The organism is Rhizobium leguminosarum bv. viciae USDA 2370, from assembly GCF_002008365.1.
GTDB lineage: Bacteria > Pseudomonadota > Alphaproteobacteria > Rhizobiales > Rhizobiaceae > Rhizobium > Rhizobium leguminosarum.
Genome location: NZ_MRDL01000015.1, coordinates 90,093 through 110,043 on the forward strand (window position 1 = coordinate 90,093; position 19,951 = coordinate 110,043).

The window sequence follows — 19,951 nt, forward strand, 5'->3', positions numbered from 1 at the left end:
TTCTGACCCTCTTTTCCTAACCTCAGAGCGCTTCCGCGCCCGAAATGATTTCAATGAGTTCCTTGGTGATCTGCGCCTGACGCTGGCGGTTGTAGCTCAGCGTCAGCTTGTTGATCATCTCACCGGCGTTACGCGTCGCATTATCCATCGCGCTCATCTTCGCACCCATCTCGCCGGCAACGTTCTCGAGGAGCGCACGGAAGACCTGGACCGAGATATTGCGCGGGATCAGATCTTCGAGGATCGATGCCGGATCCGGCTCATATTCGTAGACGGCGCCTGCATGCGCGGCATCTTCGCTCTGTACTCCGCCCGTCGAAGCCGGGATGAGCTGCTGCGCTGTTGGAATCTGGCTGATCACCGACTTGAATTCGGAATAGAACAGCGTGCAGACGTCAAATTCACCGGCCTCGTACATCTGGATGACGCGCTTGCCGATCTGGTCCGCATTCTCGAAACCGATTCGCTTGACGTCGCGCAATTCCTTGCGCTCGATGATCAGAGAAGCATATTCGCGGCGAAGGATGTCATAACCCTTCTTGCCGACGGTAAAGATCTTCACCGTCTTGCCCTCGGCAAGCAGCTTGCGGACATGCTCGCGCGCAAAGCGTGCGATTTGCGAATTGAAGCCACCGCAAAGACCGCGTTCGGCTGTGCAGACCACCAGCAGGTGAACCTGGTCCTTGCCGGTACCGGTCATCAGTGTCGGCGCGCCATCCGCATCGGTGACGGCCTTGGCGATGTTCGCCAGAACCGCACCCATGCGCTGCGAATAAGGCCGGGCGGCCTCGGCTGCCTCCTGCGCACGCCGAAGCTTCGCCGCGGCGACCATTTTCATCGCCTTGGTGATCTTCTGCGTCGCCTTGACGGAGGCGATCCGGTTTTTCAGATCCTTAAGTGAAGGCATCCGTGATCCGTCCTAACTTAGGGCCCGATTACGAGAAAGACTTTGCGAAGCTATCGAGAGCAGCGGTAAGCTTGCCCCTGGTATCATCGCTGATTGCCTTTTCCGTGCGGATCGCGTCGAGGATGGCGGTGCCTTCCGAACGCAGATATGAGAGGAGACCCTGCTCGAACTTGCTGACCGAAGCAACCGGCAGCTTGTCGAGATAGCCGTTGACGCCCGCGAAGATCACCGCGACCTGTTCCTCCGTCTTCAGCGGCGAGAACTGCGACTGCTTCAGGAGTTCGGTCAGGCGTGCGCCACGGTTCAGCAGGCGCTGCGTCGCAGCGTCGAGGTCCGAACCGAACTGGGCGAAGGCAGCCATTTCGCGATACTGCGCGAGTTCGCCCTTGATCGAGCCGGCAACCTGTTTCATCGCCTTGATCTGCGCCGCCGAACCAACGCGGGAAACCGACAGACCAACGTTCACGGCAGGACGGATACCCTGATAGAAAAGATCGGTTTCAAGGAAGATCTGGCCGTCGGTGATCGAAATCACATTGGTCGGAATGAAGGCCGAAACGTCGTTGCCCTGCGTCTCGATAACCGGCAGAGCGGTCAGCGAACCGGCGCCCATGTCGTCATTCATCTTCGCAGCGCGCTCGAGCAGGCGCGAATGCAGGTAGAAAACGTCGCCCGGATAGGCTTCGCGACCCGGCGGGCGGCGCAGCAGAAGCGACATCTGACGGTAGGATACGGCCTGCTTGGACAGATCGTCGTAACCGATCAGCGCATGCATGCCGTTATCACGGAAATATTCGCCCATGGTGCAGCCGGCAAACGGAGCCAGGAACTGCATCGGCGCCGGATCGGAAGCGGTGGCGGCAACGATGATCGAATATTTCAGAGCGCCGCGCTCTTCGAGCACCTTGACGAACTGCGCGACAGTCGAACGCTTCTGGCCGATGGCGACGTAGACGCAGTAAAGCTTCTCACCTTCCGGACCGTTGTCGTGAATGGCCTTCTGGTTGAGGAAGGCATCGAGAAGGATCGCGGTCTTGCCGGTCTGGCGGTCGCCGATGACGAGTTCGCGCTGGCCGCGGCCGACCGGGATCAGCGCATCGATGGCCTTGAGGCCAGTCGACATCGGTTCATGAACCGACTTGCGGGGGATGATCCCGGGAGCCTTGATGTCGACGCGCGAGCGGCGCGTCGCATTGATCGGGCCTTTGCCGTCGATCGGATTGCCGAGCGCGTCGACGACGCGGCCGAGCAATTCAGGTCCGACCGGAACGTCGACGATGGCGCCGGTCCGCTTGACGGTGTCGCCTTCCTTGATGTCACGGTCAGCGCCGAAGATGACGACGCCGACATTGTCGGATTCGAGGTTCAGCGCCATGCCACGGACGCCGCCCGGGAACTCGACCATTTCACCGGCCTGGACATTGTCCAGACCATAGACACGAGCGATACCGTCACCGACGGAGAGAACCTGGCCGACTTCCGAGACTTCTGCCTCTTTGCCGAAATTTTTGATCTGGTCTTTGAGAATTGCGGAAATTTCCGCGGCGCGGATATCCATCAGCCAACCTCTTTCAATGCGAGCTTAAGGGTAGAGAGTTTGGTACGAAGAGACGTATCAATCTGACGGGACCCGACCTTCACGATCAGACCACCAAGAATTGACGGATCAACCGTGACGGCAATCGTCACGTCTTTGCCGGTAACGCTCTTGAGTGCCACCTTCAATTCGGTTTCCTGCGCTTGCGAAAGCGCATGCGCCGAGGTGACCTCGGCGGAAATTTCACCGCGATGGTTCGCGGCGATGATGCGGAAGGCCTTGATCATGCCCGGCAGGGCAAACAGGCGGCGGTTGCGCGCCACGACCTTCAGAAAATTGGCGAAGAAACCGCTGATGCCGGCCTTCTCGCTGATGGCGACGATCGCCTTCAACTGGTCTTCGGCGGAGAAAACCGGGCTTGCGACGAAACGCTTCAGGTCGGCGCTCTCATCCAGCATCGTCTGGAAATGGTCAAGATCGGCGGTTACGCTGTCGACGGCGCCCTGCTCGAGCGCCAGTTCGAAAAGCGACGAGGCATAGCGCTCGGCAACACCAGAAGTAAGCTGGGACGTGTCTGCCACTGGCACAAATTTCCCTGATTTCAACCCAAAATCCGGCTCTCGGCGGGCGCCGAACCTATGATCTTGAATTCGTTTTGATTTCCCCCAGAAATCACAAGAGAAGCCTCTTGCTTCTTCCGAAATTCGGGGTCCGTCTAACATAGGATGTACGGACTCGCAACACGCGTAACGCCCGAATATGCCTTTCATATGATTTTCTGTTCGCAAAATTGCGCAATGGCCTGGAAGGAGGCCAGAAATGCCGTCTGCCGGCAGAGAGAGTCACGTCTGGATGAAGCCGAAAACGTAGAGCAGCGGTAGCGCGGCCAAAGCAATCTGCACAACCAGGAGTAAATAGTTGACGAGATTACTCCCCTTATCGGACAGGATCGAGATGATACGGGCAAAGGCAGCCATCGCGAAAGAGGCGCCGAGCGCCATGTAGATCCAGTCCTGGGCGAGCAGGATCGCCGACAGGCCGAAACCGAGATAGAAACCGCCCATCGAGCGTCCCTCGCCGAAACCTTCCGGCCGCCCCTCCTGCGCCTGCAGACCGAGAAGACGGAAAGTCTGCCCCGGCGCGAACATCATGATGAAGCCGGCAAGCGCCGTGAAAGCGGCAGAGCAAAAAGCAAGCTGCTCGCCAAGCTCGGTCGGAAAATAAAACTCCATGCGTCAGCCCCAAATCACCCGGATGAATCAGTGTTTTATGGCATGGGCCGAAAAAGGAGGAAATGGCGTCTAGAGAAAACTCTGCGGATCGATATCCAGCTGCACCTGCACCGATCCGCGCTCCTTGGGTGACTGCGACAGCATCGCCCGCAGGAACCCCTGCATGTCCGAGTTCCGCCGGCCGTGCACCAGGAGGCGGAAGCGATGACGGCCGCGTACCAGCGCGAGCGGCGCTTCGGCCGGGCCTAGCACCGAGATACCCGACACCTGCGGTGCGGCGTTGCGCATGCCGCGCGCATGGTTTTCAGCATCATGGCGGGTTTCGGCAGAAACGATGATCGAGGCAAGCCTGCCGAAGGGCGGAAGCACGGCGCGTTCGCGTTCGCTGATCTCGCGCTCGTAGAAGGCGTCGGAATCACCTGATACGATCGCCTGCATGACAGGATGCTGCGGCTGATAGGTCTGCAGCAGCCCATGGCTCTTCAGTCCGGTGCGTCCGGCCCGGCCGGTCACCTGCGACAAAAGCTGGAAGGTGCGCTCGGCCGCGCGGGGGTCGCCATTTGCAAGGCCGAGATCGGCATCGACGATGCCGACCAGCGTCATCAGCGGAAAATTATGCCCCTTGGCGACAAGCTGGGTGCCGATGACGATATCCGCCTCGCCCTTGGCGATCGCTTCCAACTCCAGCCGCAGCCGCTTCACCCCACCCATAATATCCGAGGAGAGAACGATCGTTCGCGCCTCCGGGAAATGCCGTTCCACCTCTTCGGCGATGCGCTCGACGCCTGGCCCGCAGGCAACGAGATGGTCGAGCGTGCCGCATTCCGGGCAGGCCTCCGGCGTGCGCTCGGCATGGCCGCATTGGTGGCATTGCAGCTGCTTGCGGAAACGATGCTCCACCAGCCAGCTCGAACATTGCGGGCATTGGAACCGATGGCCACAGACCCGGCAAAGCGTCAGCGGCGCATAACCGCGGCGGTTGAGAAACAGCAGCGCCTGTTCGCGCTTCTCCACCGTCTTGCCGATCGCCCGGATCAGCACCGGCGACAGGAAGCCGCCCCGCTCCGGCGCGTGCCTGCGCATATCGACCAGATGCAGATCCGGCATCGCCGCATCGCCGAAACGCGTCGGCAGGTGGACGGTGCTGTAGCGTCCGCTCTGCCCGTTGACCTGGCTTTCGACAGACGGCGTCGCCGACACCAGGATAACGGGGAAATCGCCGATGCGGCCGCGCACGACAGCCATGTCGCGAGCATTGTAAAAGACGCGATCCTCCTGCTTGTAAGCGGGATCGTGCTCCTCGTCGACGATGATCAGGCCGAGCTCCTCGAAGGGCAGGAAGAGCGCCGAGCGCGCGCCCGCCACCACCCGCACTTCGCCGGTCACCGCCTGGCGCCAGACCTTTTCGCGCATGCGCGGCGCAAGATCGGAATGCCATTCGGCCGGCTTTGCCCCGAAGCGGTCCTGGAAGCGCTCCATGAAACTGGCCGTCAGCGCGATCTCCGGCAGCAGGATCAGCACCTGCTTGCCACGTTTCAGCGTCTCGGCAATCGCTTCGAAATAAACCTCGGTCTTGCCGGAGCCGGTCACCCCGTCGATCAGCGACACCGAAAATTCGCCCTTGCGGACGTCGGTAACGATCTCTTCGGCTGCCTCCTTCTGCGGCCCTTCGAGACGTGCGGCGGCAAAATCCGGATCGGGCATCGCCACAACCGGCGGCGGCGGCAGGAATATCGCCTCAAAAATGCCGAGCGTGATCAGTCCGTCGACGACGCTCGTCGAGACGCCCGCCGCATGGGCAAGACCGCTGCGTGTCCAGGAAAAGCCGTCGGAGGCGGTATCGAGCACCCGGGCGCGCGCCGGCGTCATCCGTTCCGGTTCGCCGCCGACGAGCTTCAACCCCTCCACCATCGGTTCCGGCTCGAAGGCGTTCGGCGCCCTCAGCGCCATGCGAGCAACGAGCCCAGGCGGCGAGAGCGTATAGGTCGCCACCCAATCGATGAAATCCCGCATCTCCCTGGAAAGCGGCGGGCAGTCGAAGACATGGCTGATCGGCCGAAGCTTCTTCGGATCGACGCCGTCTTCGCCGCCGTCCCAGACGACGCCGATCACCTGCCGCGGCCCGAGCGGCACCTGCACGACCGAGCCGGGCTCGACCGCCATGCCATCCGGCACCGAATAGGAATAGGGTTTGGGCGCCGGCATCGGCACCAGCACGGGAACCGTTCGGTTCGCGGGCGGTGCCTCGAAAAGCGCGCCAAAGAGATCGGACGAATCTGTGCTCATCGCGCGAGACCATGCCCGCAAATCGATGGAATTGAAACTGCAAAGACGGAGCCACGCACTGCGGGTCGCCGCAGCGATTTAAAGAGTGAAGCTCAGAAATTGAGCTTCACCTGGCAAGGCGGTCGCCATCGCCGGAATAGGCTTCATTTGCCTTGCCATTGCGCTGCCGCAGGCGAATGATCGCCGACGCCTCGCGAGGATTGGGCGGCAGGACCGCGTTCTTCAAGGCGATAGAGTAGGCGTGTTTCGGATGTTCCAGCACATCCCTGGCATCGCCGCTCTCCACCACCACGCCCTTGCGCATGATCACCACGCGGTCGGAAATGTAGTAGGCGGTCGCAAGGTCATGGGTGATGTAGACGATCGAGACGTTGAGCGCGTCGCGCAGATCCCGAAAGAGATTGACGATCGACATGCGCAGCGATGCGTCGACCATCGAGACCGGCTCGTCCGCCACGATCAGCTTCGGCTCAGGGATCAGCGCACGGGCGACGGCGATGCGCTGCAATTGGCCGCCTGAAAGCTCATGCGAGAAACGACCTTTTATCTCCGCCATCGACAGGCCGACACGTTGAAGGGCAACGTCGGCAAGCGCCTCTTTCTCGGCGCGGCTCTTCGCGCCCTTGAAGCGATGGGCGGTGGCCAGCAGATACTCGTCGATCCGGGTCAGCGGATTGAAGGCCTCGAACGGATTTTGAAAGACCGGCTGGACCTTGGCCATGAAAGTCTCACGATCCCTACGGGAGCGCACCGCCTTCACATCCGTACCGTCGAAGCGGATGCTGCCCCGATCGGCCTTTTCGTTGCCGAGAATCATCTTTGCCAGCGTCGACTTGCCGGAACCGGATTCGCCGACGATCGTGAAGATCTCGGGCTTGTCGGCGGTGAGGGCAAAGCTGACCTCGTCGACCGCCTTCATCTTCTCGCGCGAGAAGAAACCGCCGATCGGAAAGAGCTTGGTGACGTGGTCGAGTTCGAGAAGGAAATGGCTGCTCATTGAATCTGGTACTCCCCGGCACGGAAACACGCGACCCGCCCTCCGGTCGCGCTCGGCAGCATGGCCGGCACCTCACGTGCGCATTTGTCGATCGCGATCGGACAGCGCGGATGGAACCGGCATCCCGAAGGCGGATCCGAGAGTGCCGGCGGCTTGCCCCTGAGGCTCTTTCGCGTCGAGACATCACCGATGCGTGGCAGGCTGCCGATCAGGTGAACGGTGTAGGGATGCTGGGGATTGTCGAAGATCGCCTGCGTCGGCCCCTCTTCCGCCAGCCGTCCCGCATACATGATGGCCAGCCGGTCGGTGATGGCCGCATGCACCGACATGTCGTGGGTCACGAAGATGACCGAGGACTGCAGGCGCATCTGCACTTCCTTGATCAGCGCCAGCACGTCCTGCTGGACGAGCACGTCAAGCGCCGTCGTCGGCTCGTCGGCGATGATGAATTCCGGCTCGCAGACAGTGGCGAGAGCGATCGTCAGGCGCTGGCGCATGCCGCCCGAAAGCTGGTGCGGAAAGGCCTCGAGCACATGCGGATCGAGATGCAGGCGGGCAAGATGCGCCTCGACGCGCGCGCGGAAGGCATCTGGATCGAGGTTCATGTGGCGGGAAGCGAAATCGGTGAAGGCGTGTTTGACCCTTCTGACCGGGTTCAGCACGTTCATCGAGCCTTGCATGATGTAGGAAAGGTGGCGCCAGCGTGCCGCCTTCATCTTGCTCGGTTCAGCATAGACATCGATCGGCCCGTCGGCAAAATTGAATTTCACCGTTCCGCCGACGACGCGCATCGGCGGCCGGATGGCGCCGGCAAGCGTCTTGATCAGCGATGTCTTGCCACTCGAGGATTCGCCGGCAATGCCGTAGATCTCGTTCCTGCGGATGGTCAGGCTGATATCGTCGACTGCGCGGATCTCCCGCCGCACGCCGAAATAATCATTGACGTAATAGCATTTCAGCCCGTCGATCGTCAGCGCGTCCGTGGCGTTTTCGGCAAGGGTCAAAGGCTGCGTCCTCATCAGGTTCTGCATCTCCTCAAGCTCCCATGCGGGCCAGGCGCGAGCGCGGGTCGATATATTCGTTCACCGACATGGCGAGCATGAACAGGCCGAGGAACAGGATGACGACGAAGAGCATCGGAAAGGCGACCCACCACCATACGCCCGATACCGTTGCGGAATGCGCATTGGCCCAGTAGATCATGCCGCCGATCGTCGGCCGGTTGATGTCGGAAAATCCAAGCACCGAGAGCGTCACCTCGAGGCCAATCGCCCAGATCAGATTGTTCATAGTCGTGAAGAAGACGATCGGCATGACATAGGGCAGATGCTCGCGGATGAGGATCTGTCGTGTCCGCATGCCCGAGAAGACCGCGTGCCGGGTAAATTCCCGGTGGCGGAGAGACAGTGCGACGGAACGGATCAGGCGGCTGTCATGCGTCCATCCGAGCAGCGCCGCGGTGATCGCCAGCATGAACCACGTCATCTGGTCGCGAAGCACGAAGACCAGAAGCAGCAGGATCGGAATATTCGGCAGTGCGCCGAGCGTATCGTTGACCGCCATGATGATCTGGTCGGTTCGCCCACCGATATAGCCGGAGATCAGTCCGACGGCGATGGCGATGATGCGGCTGACGAAGGCGACGATGATGCCGAAGAACAGCGTATTGCGCATCGAGGCGGCGATCTGCCAGAAAACCTCCTGGCCACGCGAGGTGGTGCCGAGCCAGAATTCGGCCGAAGGCGGCATGTCGGGCGCGACGACATAGATGGCATTCTCGTCATAGGGCGAGAAGAACGATGCCGCGATCAGCGCCAGGATGATAGAGATCAGGATGGTACCGAGCAGGAACTCCTTGTTGTAGCGCAGCAGGTCTCTGAGGACTTTGAACATCAAGGATTACCCCAGTTTCACACGTGGATCGATCAGCGGATAGATGATGTCGATCACGAAGACCGCGGCGGCAACCGCGATGATGGCGATTGTGGTGACACCGAGCACGAGGCTGTAATCGCCGGAATAAATGCCGGAAATCAGAAGCTTGCCGATCCCGGGATAGTTGAAGACGAACTCGACGATGACGGCGCCGCCGAAGACATTGCCGAGACTGAGTGCCAGGCCGGTGACCTGCGGCAGCATGGCGTTGCGCGCCACATATTGCGAAAAGATGCTGCGCGAGCGCACGCCACCAAGTTCGGCATAGACGACGTGATCGTCGGTGACGATGTTGGAAACCAGCGAGCGCATCGAGATGAACCAGCCACCAATGCCGACAAGCACGAGGGTCAGGGCCGGCAGGATGCCGTGCTCGATCACCGAGCTGATGAAGGCCCAGTTGAAGGCAGGCGCGAGATTGACCTGCGCCCCGTCGCTGATCGGCAGGATCGGCCAGATGAAACCGAAGAGGATCACCAGGCTGAGGCCGATGATGTAGGTCGGGATCGGCTGCAGCGCCATGATGACGATACCGGCAACCTTCAGCAGCTTGCTGCTGTGGAAATAACCGGCAAGGGCGCCGAGAAAATTGCCGATGATCCAGGAGATGATCGTTGCGAGGGTCAGAAGCCCGACTGTCCAGGGCAGTGCACGGCCGATAACGGTCATCACAGGGGTCGGGAAAGAGGAAAGCGACGGGCCGAAATCGCCGGTCAGGACGCGGCCCCAGAAGGTGAAATACTGCTCCAGCAGCGGGCCGCCGGTGCCGTAGAGTTCACGCAGCGATTCGCGGAGGATCTCGACGGCCTGCGGATCGGTGGAGCCGAAGCTCGTCAACAGCGACACTGTCTGCTCGATCGGATCGACCGGCGAAAAATGCGCGATCAGGAAGGCCAGCGTGATGCCGGTGAAGACCACGAAGAGAAATTGCAGAAAGCGTTTTGCCGCATAGATCAGAAAGCCGTTCATGACATCGACCTTTCAATAGCAGAACGGGAACAGCCGGCGGCCGGCTGCTCCCTCGATATTGCCTCGATCAAGGCTTCGGCGCGTCCGGATTGGCCTTCAGACCGACCACCATGTAGCGGATGTTCGACCAGTTCGGACCCGAGGCCGAATACGGATTGTCCGCGCTTGGATAGTTGGTCCAGTAGGTCGTATCGAGCGGCGCGAACTTGTTGTAGGCCATCAGCGGGATCATCGGCATTTCCTCGACGGCAAGCTTCAGAAAGTCTTGGCCGAGTTTGGCGACATCGGGCGAATCGAAGGCGATCGACCGATTGCGCTCGATGAGTTGGTCGAGACGCGGATCCTGCCAGCGCTGCAGATTGCGCGGCGGCTGGATCTGCCCGACCGGCTTGATGAACTCCGAATGATAGCTGTCGAGGAAGAAGGAGAGATCGGGATGACCGCCCCAGGTCTCGATGCTCCAGTAGATCGCCGTCTCGAAATCGCCGGTGCTGAGGCGCTGGCCATTGGTCGGGCCGGCGACATCGACCTTGGTGGCGATGCCGGCTTGCGTCCATTGCTGGGCGATCACCGTGCCGGCGCGGGCAAGCGTCGGGATGGCATCGCCTTCCACCTGCAGGCGGATCGTAAAGGGCGTGCCGTCAGGCTTCATCCACTGGCGGCCGCTCTTCTTGAAGCCTGCCTTCTGCAGCAGCTCGGTCGCAGCCTCAACGTCCTTCTTCCACCAGCCGAAGCCGAAGGTTCGCTGCAGCTTGGCCGGATCGGTCGGGATCTGATCGGCCCATTGGCTGCGCACCATATTGGCGATCTGCGACGAGATGTTGGGATCGTAAGGCTTGATCTTGCGGGACCCGGTGTCGAGCTCGAAGTTCGTCAGCCAGTCCTGCATCGGTGCGTAATAATCGTCCGGGGCAGAACCCGTCGGCGGCGTGGCAAGGGCGGCGATATTGGCCGCGCCGCGATAGGAGCCAAGCGCCACTTCGCGGATGTCGATCAGCAGAGCGAGAGCCCAGCGCACGTCCTTATTGTCGAAGGGTGCCTTCTTCGTATTGAAGAGAACGGAAGGCAGCGTCGGGTCCGGATGCGCGAAAGGGAAACCCTTCAGCCAGGAGGCCGTGCTCTTGCTGTCACGCATGATCGAGAACATGCCCTCGGGCGCCATGTCGTTGATGACGTCGAGATTGTGGTTGCGTTGCTCGATGACGCGGGCCTCCGGATTGCCGGCGGCGCGATAGACGACGTACTTGACCTCGGGCGGCTGTGCTGCAGCCAGGCCGATCGACGTGCGCTGCCAGTCATCGCGCAGCTTCCAGATCGTCCAGTTGCCGCCCTTGTCATAACTCTGCAGCTGGTAGGGCCCGAGTGAAACCGGCGGGTTGTTGTTGAAGGACAGCGGATCTGCGGCCTTCTCGAAGACGTGTTTCGGCATGATCCAGGCGGCATTCCAGCGCACGGTGAAAAGCGTATGGAAGCGCGAGTTCGGCTTCTTTAGATGGAAGACGACCGTCTGTGGATCCCGATTTTCGATACTCGCGACATTGACGGTGAAGGGCGCGCTCCAGGCCATGCCGGGATGGTCGATCTGCGTCTGCACGGTATAGACCACGTCGTCGCTGGTGAATTCGATGCCATCACTCCAGAAGATGCCCTTGCGCAGCTTCACCGTCATCTCGGTGAAATCGGCGTTGTAGCTCGGCGGTTCGCTGGCCAGCGCATTCTGCCAGGCATCCTTGCCGCCTTCGGGATTGATGAACCATAGCGTATCGGTGGTCAGCTGCTGCAGGCCGTTGAGATTTGCAGCCGCCCCGCCGCCCGGAGCCCAGAGGTTGAACCAGTCGGCATTCTGCTGCGGCGTACCCTGGATGATCAGCGTTTCATTGCGCGGTATGCCGGCAATGAAATCCTGCGCAAATGCCGGAAGGGCCATGAGCGACAATAAGGCAATGGCTGCATATTTACGGAACTTCATCGGATGTTCCTCCTCCTCAACTCGCCGCGGCGAGCGCTTCCCGTAATCGATTGACGATGGCGTCCAGCGAACCCCTGCCTGCGCGTGCCGCAGGGACACATGCACTCCTCGACGGCGGGCGAACTCACGCCACAGTTATCGACAATTTTTTGAGAAACGGCAACTGATAATTTTGTCTGTCATAAAAAATAGCGCATTTACAGGCATTTTTGGCGAACGGCGCCGATCTGATTTTTTATATTATTGACAAAGTGAGCGTTTGGCTTAGCTTTTGCAGCGAGCGCGGCGCCCTCCCAAGAGGCCGCACTTCATCACCAGACAGGTCGGCTGCTTTCGGGAGGAGGCTTTGGCATGACCGTTCAAGAGGACACCAGGATGAGCAGCCCCTATGACGTGACAATCTCCGTTCACGCCAACCGGCCAACCAGCAAATACGAACCCTTGTGGAACTGGTTCGGTTACGACGAGCCGAACTACACCTACTCCCCGCACGGCAGGAAGCTGCTCAAGGAACTCACCGAGCTGAGCCCCGAGCCACCCCGCATCCGTGCGCACAATCTTCTGACCAGCGGCGACGGCCTGCCTGCGCTCAAATGGGGTTCGACCAATGCCTATACCGAGGATGCGAACGGTAATCCGGTCTATGATTGGACGATCATCGACAAGATCTTCGACACCTATGTGGAAGCCGGCAACATTCCGCTGATCCAGATCGGTTTCACGCCTGAGGCGCTCTCCGATTTCGACGGTCCCTATCGCCACCAATGGGAGCCGGCCGACAAATACGCAACGATCACCACCGGTTGGACGGCGCCGCCGACGGATCTGAAGAAATGGGCTGACCTGATCGAAGCATGGGCGCGCCATCTGGCCGAAAGATATGGCGAGGCCGTCGTTTCAAGCTGGCCATGGGAAGTGTGGAACGAGCCGGACGGTCACTACTGGACCGGCACCATACCGCAATTCTGCGAAATGTATGATGTCAGCGCCAAGGCCCTGAAGCGTGCCTTGCCGAATGCCCGTGTCGGCGGTCCGCACACCTGCGGCGCTTTTGCCAACGAAAAGGCCCAGACTTTCCTGCGTGCCTTCCTCAAGCACGCGGTCGACAATAAGTCGCCGATCGATTTCCTCGCCTTCCATGCCAAGGGCAATCCGGTGATCTACGAGGGCCACGTCCGGATGGGCCTGCACAAGCAGCTCCGCGACATCGAGACGAACCTTGCCATCATCAACGAGTTTCCGGAACTCCGACACCTGCCCGTGGTGATCGGCGAATCCGATCCGGAAGGCTGTGCGGCCTGCTCTGCACGCGTCCATCCGCAGAACGGTTATCGCAACGGCCCACTCTACGGCGTCTATGTCGTCGAGAGCATGATTCGCACTTACGAACTGGCGAGACGCGCCAACATCCATATCGAAGGCGCGGTGACCTGGGCTTTCCTCTTCGACGACCAGCCCTATTTCGACGGCTTCCGCGATCTTGCCACCAACGGCGTCGACAAGGCTGTTCTCAACGGCTTCCGCATGCTCGGCAAGCTCGGCGGCGAATGGCTGGAATCGGAAAGCGATTATCGCCGCGATATCGAGGATATCATGAGCCATGGCGTGCGCGGCAAGCCCGATGTCAACGTCGTGGCGACCCGCGACGACAAGGGTGTTTCCATTCTCCTCTGGCACTACCACGACGATGACGAAGCCGGGCCGTCCGCCGAAATCACGGTCAATCTCGACGGCTGGGGCGACAAGTCCGCCTCGCTCAAGCATTTCAGGATGGACGAGGAGCATTCCAACGCCTTCGGCGTCTGGAAGGCGATGGGCAAGCCGCAGAATCCGGCCGGCGAAGACTATGCCAGGCTGGAAACCTCGGGAAAACTCGCCGAGATCGACGGCGAGGCGTCGGTCAAGGTCGACGACGGCAAAATCGCCCTCAAAGTCTCCCTACCGCGTCAAGGCGTGTCTCTCCTGCGCCTCGATTGGTGAGCCGGTAGGCGAAGGGAGCGCAATCGAAAGATTGCGCTCCCTTTCAAGCGGCCGGTTCGCGTCAGTTGTCACTGACATAGGCGAGATAGCGTTTCTTGCTCGGCTGCAGATGGTCGACGCAGAGCTGGGCGAGAACCCAGTTATCCCCACCGCGCAGCATCTCGATCATCAGCCGGTGATGTTCGTGCGAGATACGCAGCGATTCCTTGCTCGACATCGAATTGGCGCGCACCGGCAGGCTGAGCCGCATATAGAGCTCGATCGATTGCACCAGATGCGAATTGCCGCAGGCGCCGAAGAGCGTCAGGTGGAATTTATCGTTGGCCTCGTGCACACCCCTGAGATAGCCGGATTCGATGTGGCGGCCATGCTCCTCGTGCAGCGCCAGCAGTTCCTCGATCAACGCCTCGGGCGCCGGCAGCTTTATCCACAGCGCTGCCTGCCGTTGCAGCAGTTCCCGAACGTCGTAGATTTCCTGGACCTGGCGGGCCGTCAGCGAGCGGACGGTCGCGCCCTTGTTGCGCTCGCGAACCACGATACCCATCGTCTCGAGCTGCACGATCGCCTGCCGGGCGAAATGGCGCGTGACGTGAAAGCGGGCAAGGAGCGTGTCTTCGGTCAGGCGGGTTCCAGGCGCCAGCCGCCCGAAAATGATGTCCTCCTCCAGCGCGCGGGCAATGCTTAGATCATCATGCTCGATGCCGTCTTCGCGGCTTTCGTTGAGCGTCTGCAATGTCATCTCCTCTGAAGCATAACCCCGAAAACCGGATTCGATTTTCGGAAAGGGATTATGCGCCAATCTAAAGTGATAGAGCGTCCTGGACGCGCGGCGCTCTAACGGCGAGCCATGTTACAGTGGATTGCGTTCCGGGTCGAACCGGCTCAAGCGATAGATATCCTCGACCAGAGCAAGCGTCTTGATGTTATCGCCCGGCGATGTCTCCATCGCCACCTTTCCATCGAGGCTGTCGAGGAAATGCGCAATGGTCGCGTCATAGGAACCCTGGTAGGTCTCGTCGGGATCGAAGTTCTCCCGGCACTGCCGCGCACCCTCAGCCGAGAGCAGATTGCCATTAAGTTCGAGCGTGCCGCGTGTTCCGAAGATGCGTAAGTGATCACGCGGCGCCGGCGGCGCGCCATGCACGGCGAGATTGGCGTTGATGGTGACGAGAACACCGTCGCTCGTCCGGCGCAGGACGACGCTTGCGACATCCTCCGCGACTATATCGCGATTGCTCCTCTCAAGCCGCGCACTCACCACCTCCATCTCGCCCAGAAGATATCTCAGCGTGTCGAGATGATGGATCATGACTTCCATAACCAGCAATCGCTCCTGCGTCCGGAAAAAGGGCTGGCGCACCAGCGCCGGCCTTTTTCCTTCCGCATCCGCGATCATGCCGCTGGACAGGAATTCGAACTGCACCTGGCGGATCTCGCCGGCAAGTCCCTCGTCGAGCCACGCCTTCAGCCGCCGATAATAAGCGCGGAACCGCCAGTTCTCATGGATCATCAACCTGCCCCTGCCTGAAAGACCTGCCAGCAGGTCGACAGCCTCGCCGTAGGAGGGTGCGAGCGGCTTCTGACAGATGATATCGAGGCCTTTTTCCGCCGCCAGCCGCACCAGTTCGGCATGGAACTCCCGTGGCGCGCAGATATCCACGGCATCGAGCTGCTCGGCATCCAGCATCGCCTGCGCGCTCGCATAGTGGCGCGCGATATCGAAGGCGGCAAGCCGCGCTTCGACGGCGCTCGGCGACGGGTCGGCAAGCGCCACGACCTCGGCTCTTTCCGATTGCCGCATCCATGCAGGCAGATGGTAGGCGCTGACCCAGCCGGCACCGATAATGCCGATACGCCGTCGTCTCGTTCCCGTCATTGCGCTTCCTCTGCATACAGTCTCATTTTATCAATAATCTATCCATCTCCATCGCAAAAGCCAATCGTTTGATAGTCGAACAAAAGTGCTAATTTCGCTGATTCCCATTGTAATTTATGGTGATCGTCGAAGAAATCCAAAAATACGATACAGTGACACCATCTTATTTATTGACAATCATCCTTATCCCTCTACGCTGACACCACGGCCATGGATCAATTTGGCGAGGGAGGAACAGGTTTGTCGAACGGTCTTCGTCGCAAGCTGACGAGTTACGGCGATCAGGGATTCTCCCTTTTCCTGCGCAAGGCATTCATCAAGGCCATGGGCTATTCGGACGATGCGCTCGACCGTCCGATCGTCGGCATCGCCAATACCTACAGTGATTTCAATCCCTGTCACGGCAATGTGCCGCAACTCATCGAGGCAACCAAGCGCGGCGTCATGCTGACGGGTGCGATGCCCATGGTGTTTCCGACAATCTCGATCCACGAGAGCTTTGCCTCGCCGACCTCGATGTATCTGCGCAATCTGATGGCGATGGAAACGGAAGAGATGATCCGCGCCCAGCCGATGGATGCCGTCGTCCTGATCGGCGGCTGCGACAAGACCCTGCCGGCCCAGATCATGGCGGCCGCCAGCAGCGAGATACCGGCGATCTTCCTGCCGACCGGCCCGATGGCCGTCGGCCACCACAAGGGCGAACGGCTTGGCGCCTGCACGGATTGCCGCCGTTTCTGGGGGCGCTTCCGCGCCGGAGAGATCGACGAGGCCGAGATCGCCGACGTCAACAACAAGCTGGCCAGCTCGATCGGTACCTGCACGGTGATGGGCACGGCGAGCACCATGGCGAACCTCACCGAAGTCATGGGTCTCTGCCTTCCCCGCGCCGGTTCGGCACCCGCCGTCGAATCTGAACGAGTCCGCCTTGCCGAGGAGACCGGCCGTGTCGCCGCGCGTCTCGCCATGGATGAGGCTGCACCGACGGTGCGCGATATCCTGACGCCGCAGGCGATACGCAATGGCCTCGTCGCACTGCAGGCGATGGGCGGCTCGACCAATGCCGTCGTGCATCTTGCCGCGATAACCGGCCGCCTCGGTCTGCGCCTCGACATGGCCGAGCTCGACCGGCTGGGCCGGAGCATTCCCTTGCTCGTCGACCTGCAGCCCTCCGGCCAGCATTATATGGAGCAATTCCATGAGGCCGGCGGCGTTCCGGCTCTGTTGAAGGCGGTGCGTCACGAAATCGACGCCAGCGCCCCGACCGTCTACGGCAGAACGATCGGCGAGATCATCGACGATGTCGTCGATGAGCCGGGCCAGACCATTATCCGCACCGTCGCGAAACCGTTGAAGCCGATCGGAACGATCGCCGTCTTGCGCGGCAATCTGGCGCCGCGCGGCGCCGTCATCAAACAATCCGCCGCCTCCAAGGATCTGCTGCAGCATAGCGGACGCGCCGTCGTCTTCGATTCCGTCGAGGATATGACGCTGCGCATCGACAGCGACGATCTCGACGTTCATGCCGATGACGTTCTGGTTCTGCGCAATGCCGGGCCGAAAGGTGCGCCCGGCATGCCGGAAGCCGGCTATCTACCCATCCCCCGCAAGCTGGCGCGGCAGGGCGTGAAGGACATGGTGCGGATTTCCGACGCCCGCATGAGCGGCACGGCCTTCGGCACGATCATCCTCCATATCGCGCCCGAGGCGGCTGATGGCGGTCCTCTGGCGATCGTCCGCACCGGCGATCGCATTCGCCTCGACGTCGAGGGACGGCGCATCGACCTCGACATCGAGCAGGCGGAATTCGATCGCCGCATGCTTGATGTCGTCAACCGGCCCTCCCCGGCCCCGGCGCGCGGCTATGCCAAGCTCTATCAGGAGCGCGTGCTCCAGGCTGACGAAGGCGCCGACTTTGACTTCCTGCAAAGCGAGGAGCTCGACGCGCGATGAGTGCCGCTGATCGGGAGGCGCCGCTTTGCCTGCCCCGCCGGCAGCTGACGCGGCTGCCGCAGCCGGCGCTGCCGCAAGGCACGGTCGATACGCATTTCCACGTCTTTCGCGCCGGCGCTCCGCTCAACACTCCACGCAGCTACACGCCTGACATCGCGACGATTGCCGACTGGATCGAATTCTCCGGCAGTCTTGGCATCGCCAGGGGCGTATTGGTGCAACCAAGCGTCTATGGCTTCGACAATAGGGTGCTGCTGGAGGCGCTTGCCGCCTATCCAGATCGTCTGCGCGGCATCGTCGTCATCGATCCTGACACCACGGCGACCGAGATGGAGCGTCTGGATCGGCTCGGCGTGCGCGGCGTGCGGATCAATACGCGCAACAAGGGTGGCCTCCCGCTCGCCGCCGCCAAGACACTGGCGGAAAGCATTGCCCCTCTCGGCTGGTCGCTGCAATTGCAGATCAATCCCGAACAACTTCCCGATATTGCGGCAACGCTGTCCGGCATCCGCCTGTCCCTCGTCATCGACCATCTCGGCTTCATTCCACTTGCCAGAGAGACGAGATCGTTGCATGTCGATGCCCTGAAAAGACTGATGGACAGAGCCGAGGCCTACGTCAAAGTCACCGCGCCCTACCGTTTGACGAAGGACATGAATGACCAAGGTTTCGCCGAGGTCGGCCGCGCCCTTGCCGCCAGCCATGCGGAAAGGCTGCTCTGGGGCAGCGATTGGCCGCACACCGAATTGTGGGACGGCATGCCCGATGACGCCGATCTGATCGAGACCATACGGGCCGCCATTGACGATCCCACGATTGCCGAAAAGATTTTTGTTCGAAATGCCGAGGCGCTGTTCTTCGGCCGCTGAATTGGAGAGTACGAATGGCCAGACTGACCGAAGATGCCAAGGGCGTCTATGTGATCGCCGTAACCCCCTTCACCGATGACGGCGCGCTCGATCTCGCCAGTATCGACAGCATGGTCGATTTCTACGAGGGCGCCGGCGTCACCGGCCTGACGGTGCTTGGCCAGCTCGGCGAGGCCCCGAAGCTGACCGCCGAGGAATCGCGGACAGTCGTCCAACGGGTGCTGAAGCGCCTCGAAGGGCGCCTCCCCGTCGTTGTCGGCGTTTCGGCGCCAGGGCTTGCGCCGATGAGCGAACTTGCCGAAGCCGTTATGGGCGAGGGGGCGGCCGGTGTCATGGTTGCGCCGCCCTGGACCGTCAAGACTGACGATCAGGCCTTCGCCTTCTACCAGTCGGTTGGCGAGACCCTGGGCGATACGCCCTTCGTGCTGCAGGATTATCCGCTCACCACCAATGTGACCATCGCGCCTAAGGTCATCGAGCGCATCGTCAACGAGGTGCCGAATTGTGTCATGCTCAAGCACGAGGATTGGCCGGGTCTATCGAAAATCACCGCGCTTCGCGCCGCCAGCGACAAGGGCGCCATGCGGCGTATCTCCATCCTCTGCGGCAATGGCGGGCTTTTCCTGCCCGAAGAGATGGGCCGCGGCGCCGATGGCGCAATGACCGGCTTTTGTTATCCGGAGATGATGGTTGGCGTCGTCGAGGCCTATGCAGCCGGAAATCCCGATCGCGCCCATGCGATCTTCGACGCCTATCTGCCGCTCGCCCGCTACGAACAGCAGCAGGGCATTGGCCTTGCCTCGCGCAAATATGTGCTTGCCAAGCGCGGCGTGATCAAGTCCGCCACCCTGCGCAAGCCGGGCGCCAAGCTCTCCGCACTCGATATTGCCGATGTCGAGCGGCTGTTGGCGCGCCAGGCCATCCGCCTCAAGGAGATCGGGGCGTAACACACTGGCGCAAATCCGAAGCCGCTGGACCACCGTTATGGTGCTGCAGCGCGAGCAGATGGCTATGTCCATCTCGTCCGTGAGGCTGAAGCCCAAGCGACTCCCAGAACCTTGCCGCACCATCGTTTCCCGCATGAACGGTGACGACGGTACAGAAGGACGACGCATGATCAAGCAGAGCCATGGCAAGCATCCGGCCGATGCCGCGCCCGCGCATTGCGGGACTGATGTAGAAACGCCGCATCCGCAGCGCCCCTGACATGGCCGTTTCGACGGTCATGCCGCCGATGCCGGCGAGCACCTCCCCGGCATAGGCGCCAAGCAGCCTTTCGCCGTCACGCCGGAACCTGTTGTCGCCGGTCGACCATTCGTCGATAAGACGGGCGATATGGCGATAGCCTTCTTGCCGGGCCTCGCTTTCGAGATCTGCGATCTCCTGCGGCAACCGATCGCGGAACGTGCGGATATTGATTGTCATGGCAATGCCGGTGGTT

The 19,951-nt window shown here is 61.0% G+C and carries 17 protein-coding genes; 4 read left to right on the forward strand and 13 right to left on the reverse strand.

The genetic code is table 11. From position 1 onward, the window contains the following. Positions 1–22 precede the first annotated feature (22 nt). From BS629_RS06560 to BS629_RS06605, 10 genes are all read right to left on the reverse strand, one after another. A complete protein-coding gene (locus tag BS629_RS06560) occupies positions 23–907 on the reverse strand; it encodes a F0F1 ATP synthase subunit gamma (RefSeq protein ID WP_018243855.1) in 885 nt (294 codons plus the stop codon). 28 nt (positions 908–935) lie between these two features. Continuing rightward, complete coding sequence (atpA, locus tag BS629_RS06565) at positions 936–2,465, reverse strand: F0F1 ATP synthase subunit alpha (RefSeq protein WP_018243856.1); 1,530 nt, start codon at positions 2,463–2,465, stop codon at positions 936–938. Beyond that, a complete protein-coding gene (locus BS629_RS06570; protein ID WP_018243857.1) occupies positions 2,465–3,031 on the reverse strand; it encodes a F0F1 ATP synthase subunit delta in 567 nt (188 codons plus the stop codon). The genes atpA and BS629_RS06570 overlap by 1 nt, the downstream gene beginning before the upstream one ends. A 255-nt stretch (positions 3,032–3,286) precedes the next feature. Further along, a complete protein-coding gene (locus tag BS629_RS06575) occupies positions 3,287–3,676 on the reverse strand; it encodes an AGROH133_08824 family phage infection protein (protein ID WP_018243858.1) in 390 nt (129 codons plus the stop codon). Between the two features lie 69 nt (positions 3,677–3,745). Beyond that, a complete protein-coding gene (locus tag BS629_RS06580) occupies positions 3,746–5,962 on the reverse strand; it encodes a primosomal protein N' (RefSeq protein WP_018243859.1) in 2,217 nt (738 codons plus the stop codon). 106 nt (positions 5,963–6,068) lie between these two features. Continuing rightward, the gene (locus BS629_RS06585) at positions 6,069–6,959 is read right to left on the reverse strand and encodes an ABC transporter ATP-binding protein (protein ID WP_018243860.1); all 891 of its coding nucleotides are present in this window, start codon (positions 6,957–6,959) and stop codon (positions 6,069–6,071) included. After that, positions 6,956–7,990: an ABC transporter ATP-binding protein gene (locus BS629_RS06590; RefSeq protein ID WP_018243861.1), complete on the reverse strand. Its 1,035-nt coding sequence runs from the start codon at positions 7,988–7,990 to the stop codon at positions 6,956–6,958. The genes BS629_RS06585 and BS629_RS06590 overlap by 4 nt, the downstream gene beginning before the upstream one ends. A gap of 4 nt (positions 7,991–7,994) precedes the next feature. Continuing rightward, positions 7,995–8,852: an ABC transporter permease gene (locus BS629_RS06595; RefSeq protein ID WP_026188545.1), complete on the reverse strand. Its 858-nt coding sequence runs from the start codon at positions 8,850–8,852 to the stop codon at positions 7,995–7,997. Between the two features lie 6 nt (positions 8,853–8,858). Beyond that, positions 8,859–9,863, reverse strand: coding sequence for an ABC transporter permease (locus tag BS629_RS06600; RefSeq protein WP_018243863.1), 1,005 nt, complete (start codon positions 9,861–9,863; stop codon positions 8,859–8,861). A gap of 67 nt (positions 9,864–9,930) precedes the next feature. Beyond that, complete coding sequence (locus BS629_RS06605; protein ID WP_018243864.1) at positions 9,931–11,832, reverse strand: ABC transporter substrate-binding protein; 1,902 nt, start codon at positions 11,830–11,832, stop codon at positions 9,931–9,933. Positions 11,833–12,183: 351 nt separating this feature from the next. Between BS629_RS06605 and BS629_RS06610 the strand changes: the two genes are divergently transcribed. Further along, the gene (locus BS629_RS06610; protein WP_018243865.1) at positions 12,184–13,812 is read left to right on the forward strand and encodes a GH39 family glycosyl hydrolase; all 1,629 of its coding nucleotides are present in this window, start codon (positions 12,184–12,186) and stop codon (positions 13,810–13,812) included. Between the two features lie 61 nt (positions 13,813–13,873). Here the strand turns inward: BS629_RS06610 and BS629_RS06615 are convergent, their stop codons facing one another. Then, entirely contained in the window at positions 13,874–14,545 is a 672-nt protein-coding gene (locus tag BS629_RS06615; RefSeq protein WP_018243866.1) for a GntR family transcriptional regulator, read from the reverse strand. A 117-nt stretch (positions 14,546–14,662) separates the two neighbouring features. Further along, on the reverse strand, positions 14,663–15,688 hold the full coding sequence (locus BS629_RS06620; RefSeq protein WP_018448172.1) for a Gfo/Idh/MocA family protein: 1,026 nt from the start codon (positions 15,686–15,688) through the stop codon (positions 14,663–14,665). A 240-nt stretch (positions 15,689–15,928) separates the two neighbouring features. On the opposite strand from BS629_RS06620, the gene BS629_RS06625 reads away from it, so the two are divergent. The 3 genes from BS629_RS06625 to BS629_RS06635 are packed head-to-tail and all read left to right on the forward strand — an operon-like array spanning position 15,929 to position 19,457. Continuing rightward, positions 15,929–17,641, forward strand: a complete 1,713-nt coding sequence (locus tag BS629_RS06625; protein WP_018243868.1) for an IlvD/Edd family dehydratase — start codon at positions 15,929–15,931, stop codon at positions 17,639–17,641. Continuing rightward, positions 17,638–18,510 carry an amidohydrolase family protein gene (locus BS629_RS06630; RefSeq protein ID WP_018243869.1) on the forward strand — a complete coding sequence of 291 codons (873 nt, stop codon included), beginning with the start codon at positions 17,638–17,640 and terminating at the stop codon, positions 18,508–18,510. Before BS629_RS06625 ends, BS629_RS06630 begins: the two co-directional genes overlap by 4 nt. 14 nt (positions 18,511–18,524) lie before the next feature. Then, positions 18,525–19,457, forward strand: a complete 933-nt coding sequence (locus BS629_RS06635) for a dihydrodipicolinate synthase family protein (protein ID WP_018243870.1) — start codon at positions 18,525–18,527, stop codon at positions 19,455–19,457. Here BS629_RS06635 and BS629_RS06640 read toward each other — a convergent pair. Beyond that, entirely contained in the window at positions 19,438–19,935 is a 498-nt protein-coding gene (locus BS629_RS06640; protein ID WP_018243871.1) for a GNAT family N-acetyltransferase, read from the reverse strand. The genes BS629_RS06635 and BS629_RS06640 overlap by 20 nt on opposite strands. Positions 19,936–19,951 lie beyond the last annotated feature (16 nt).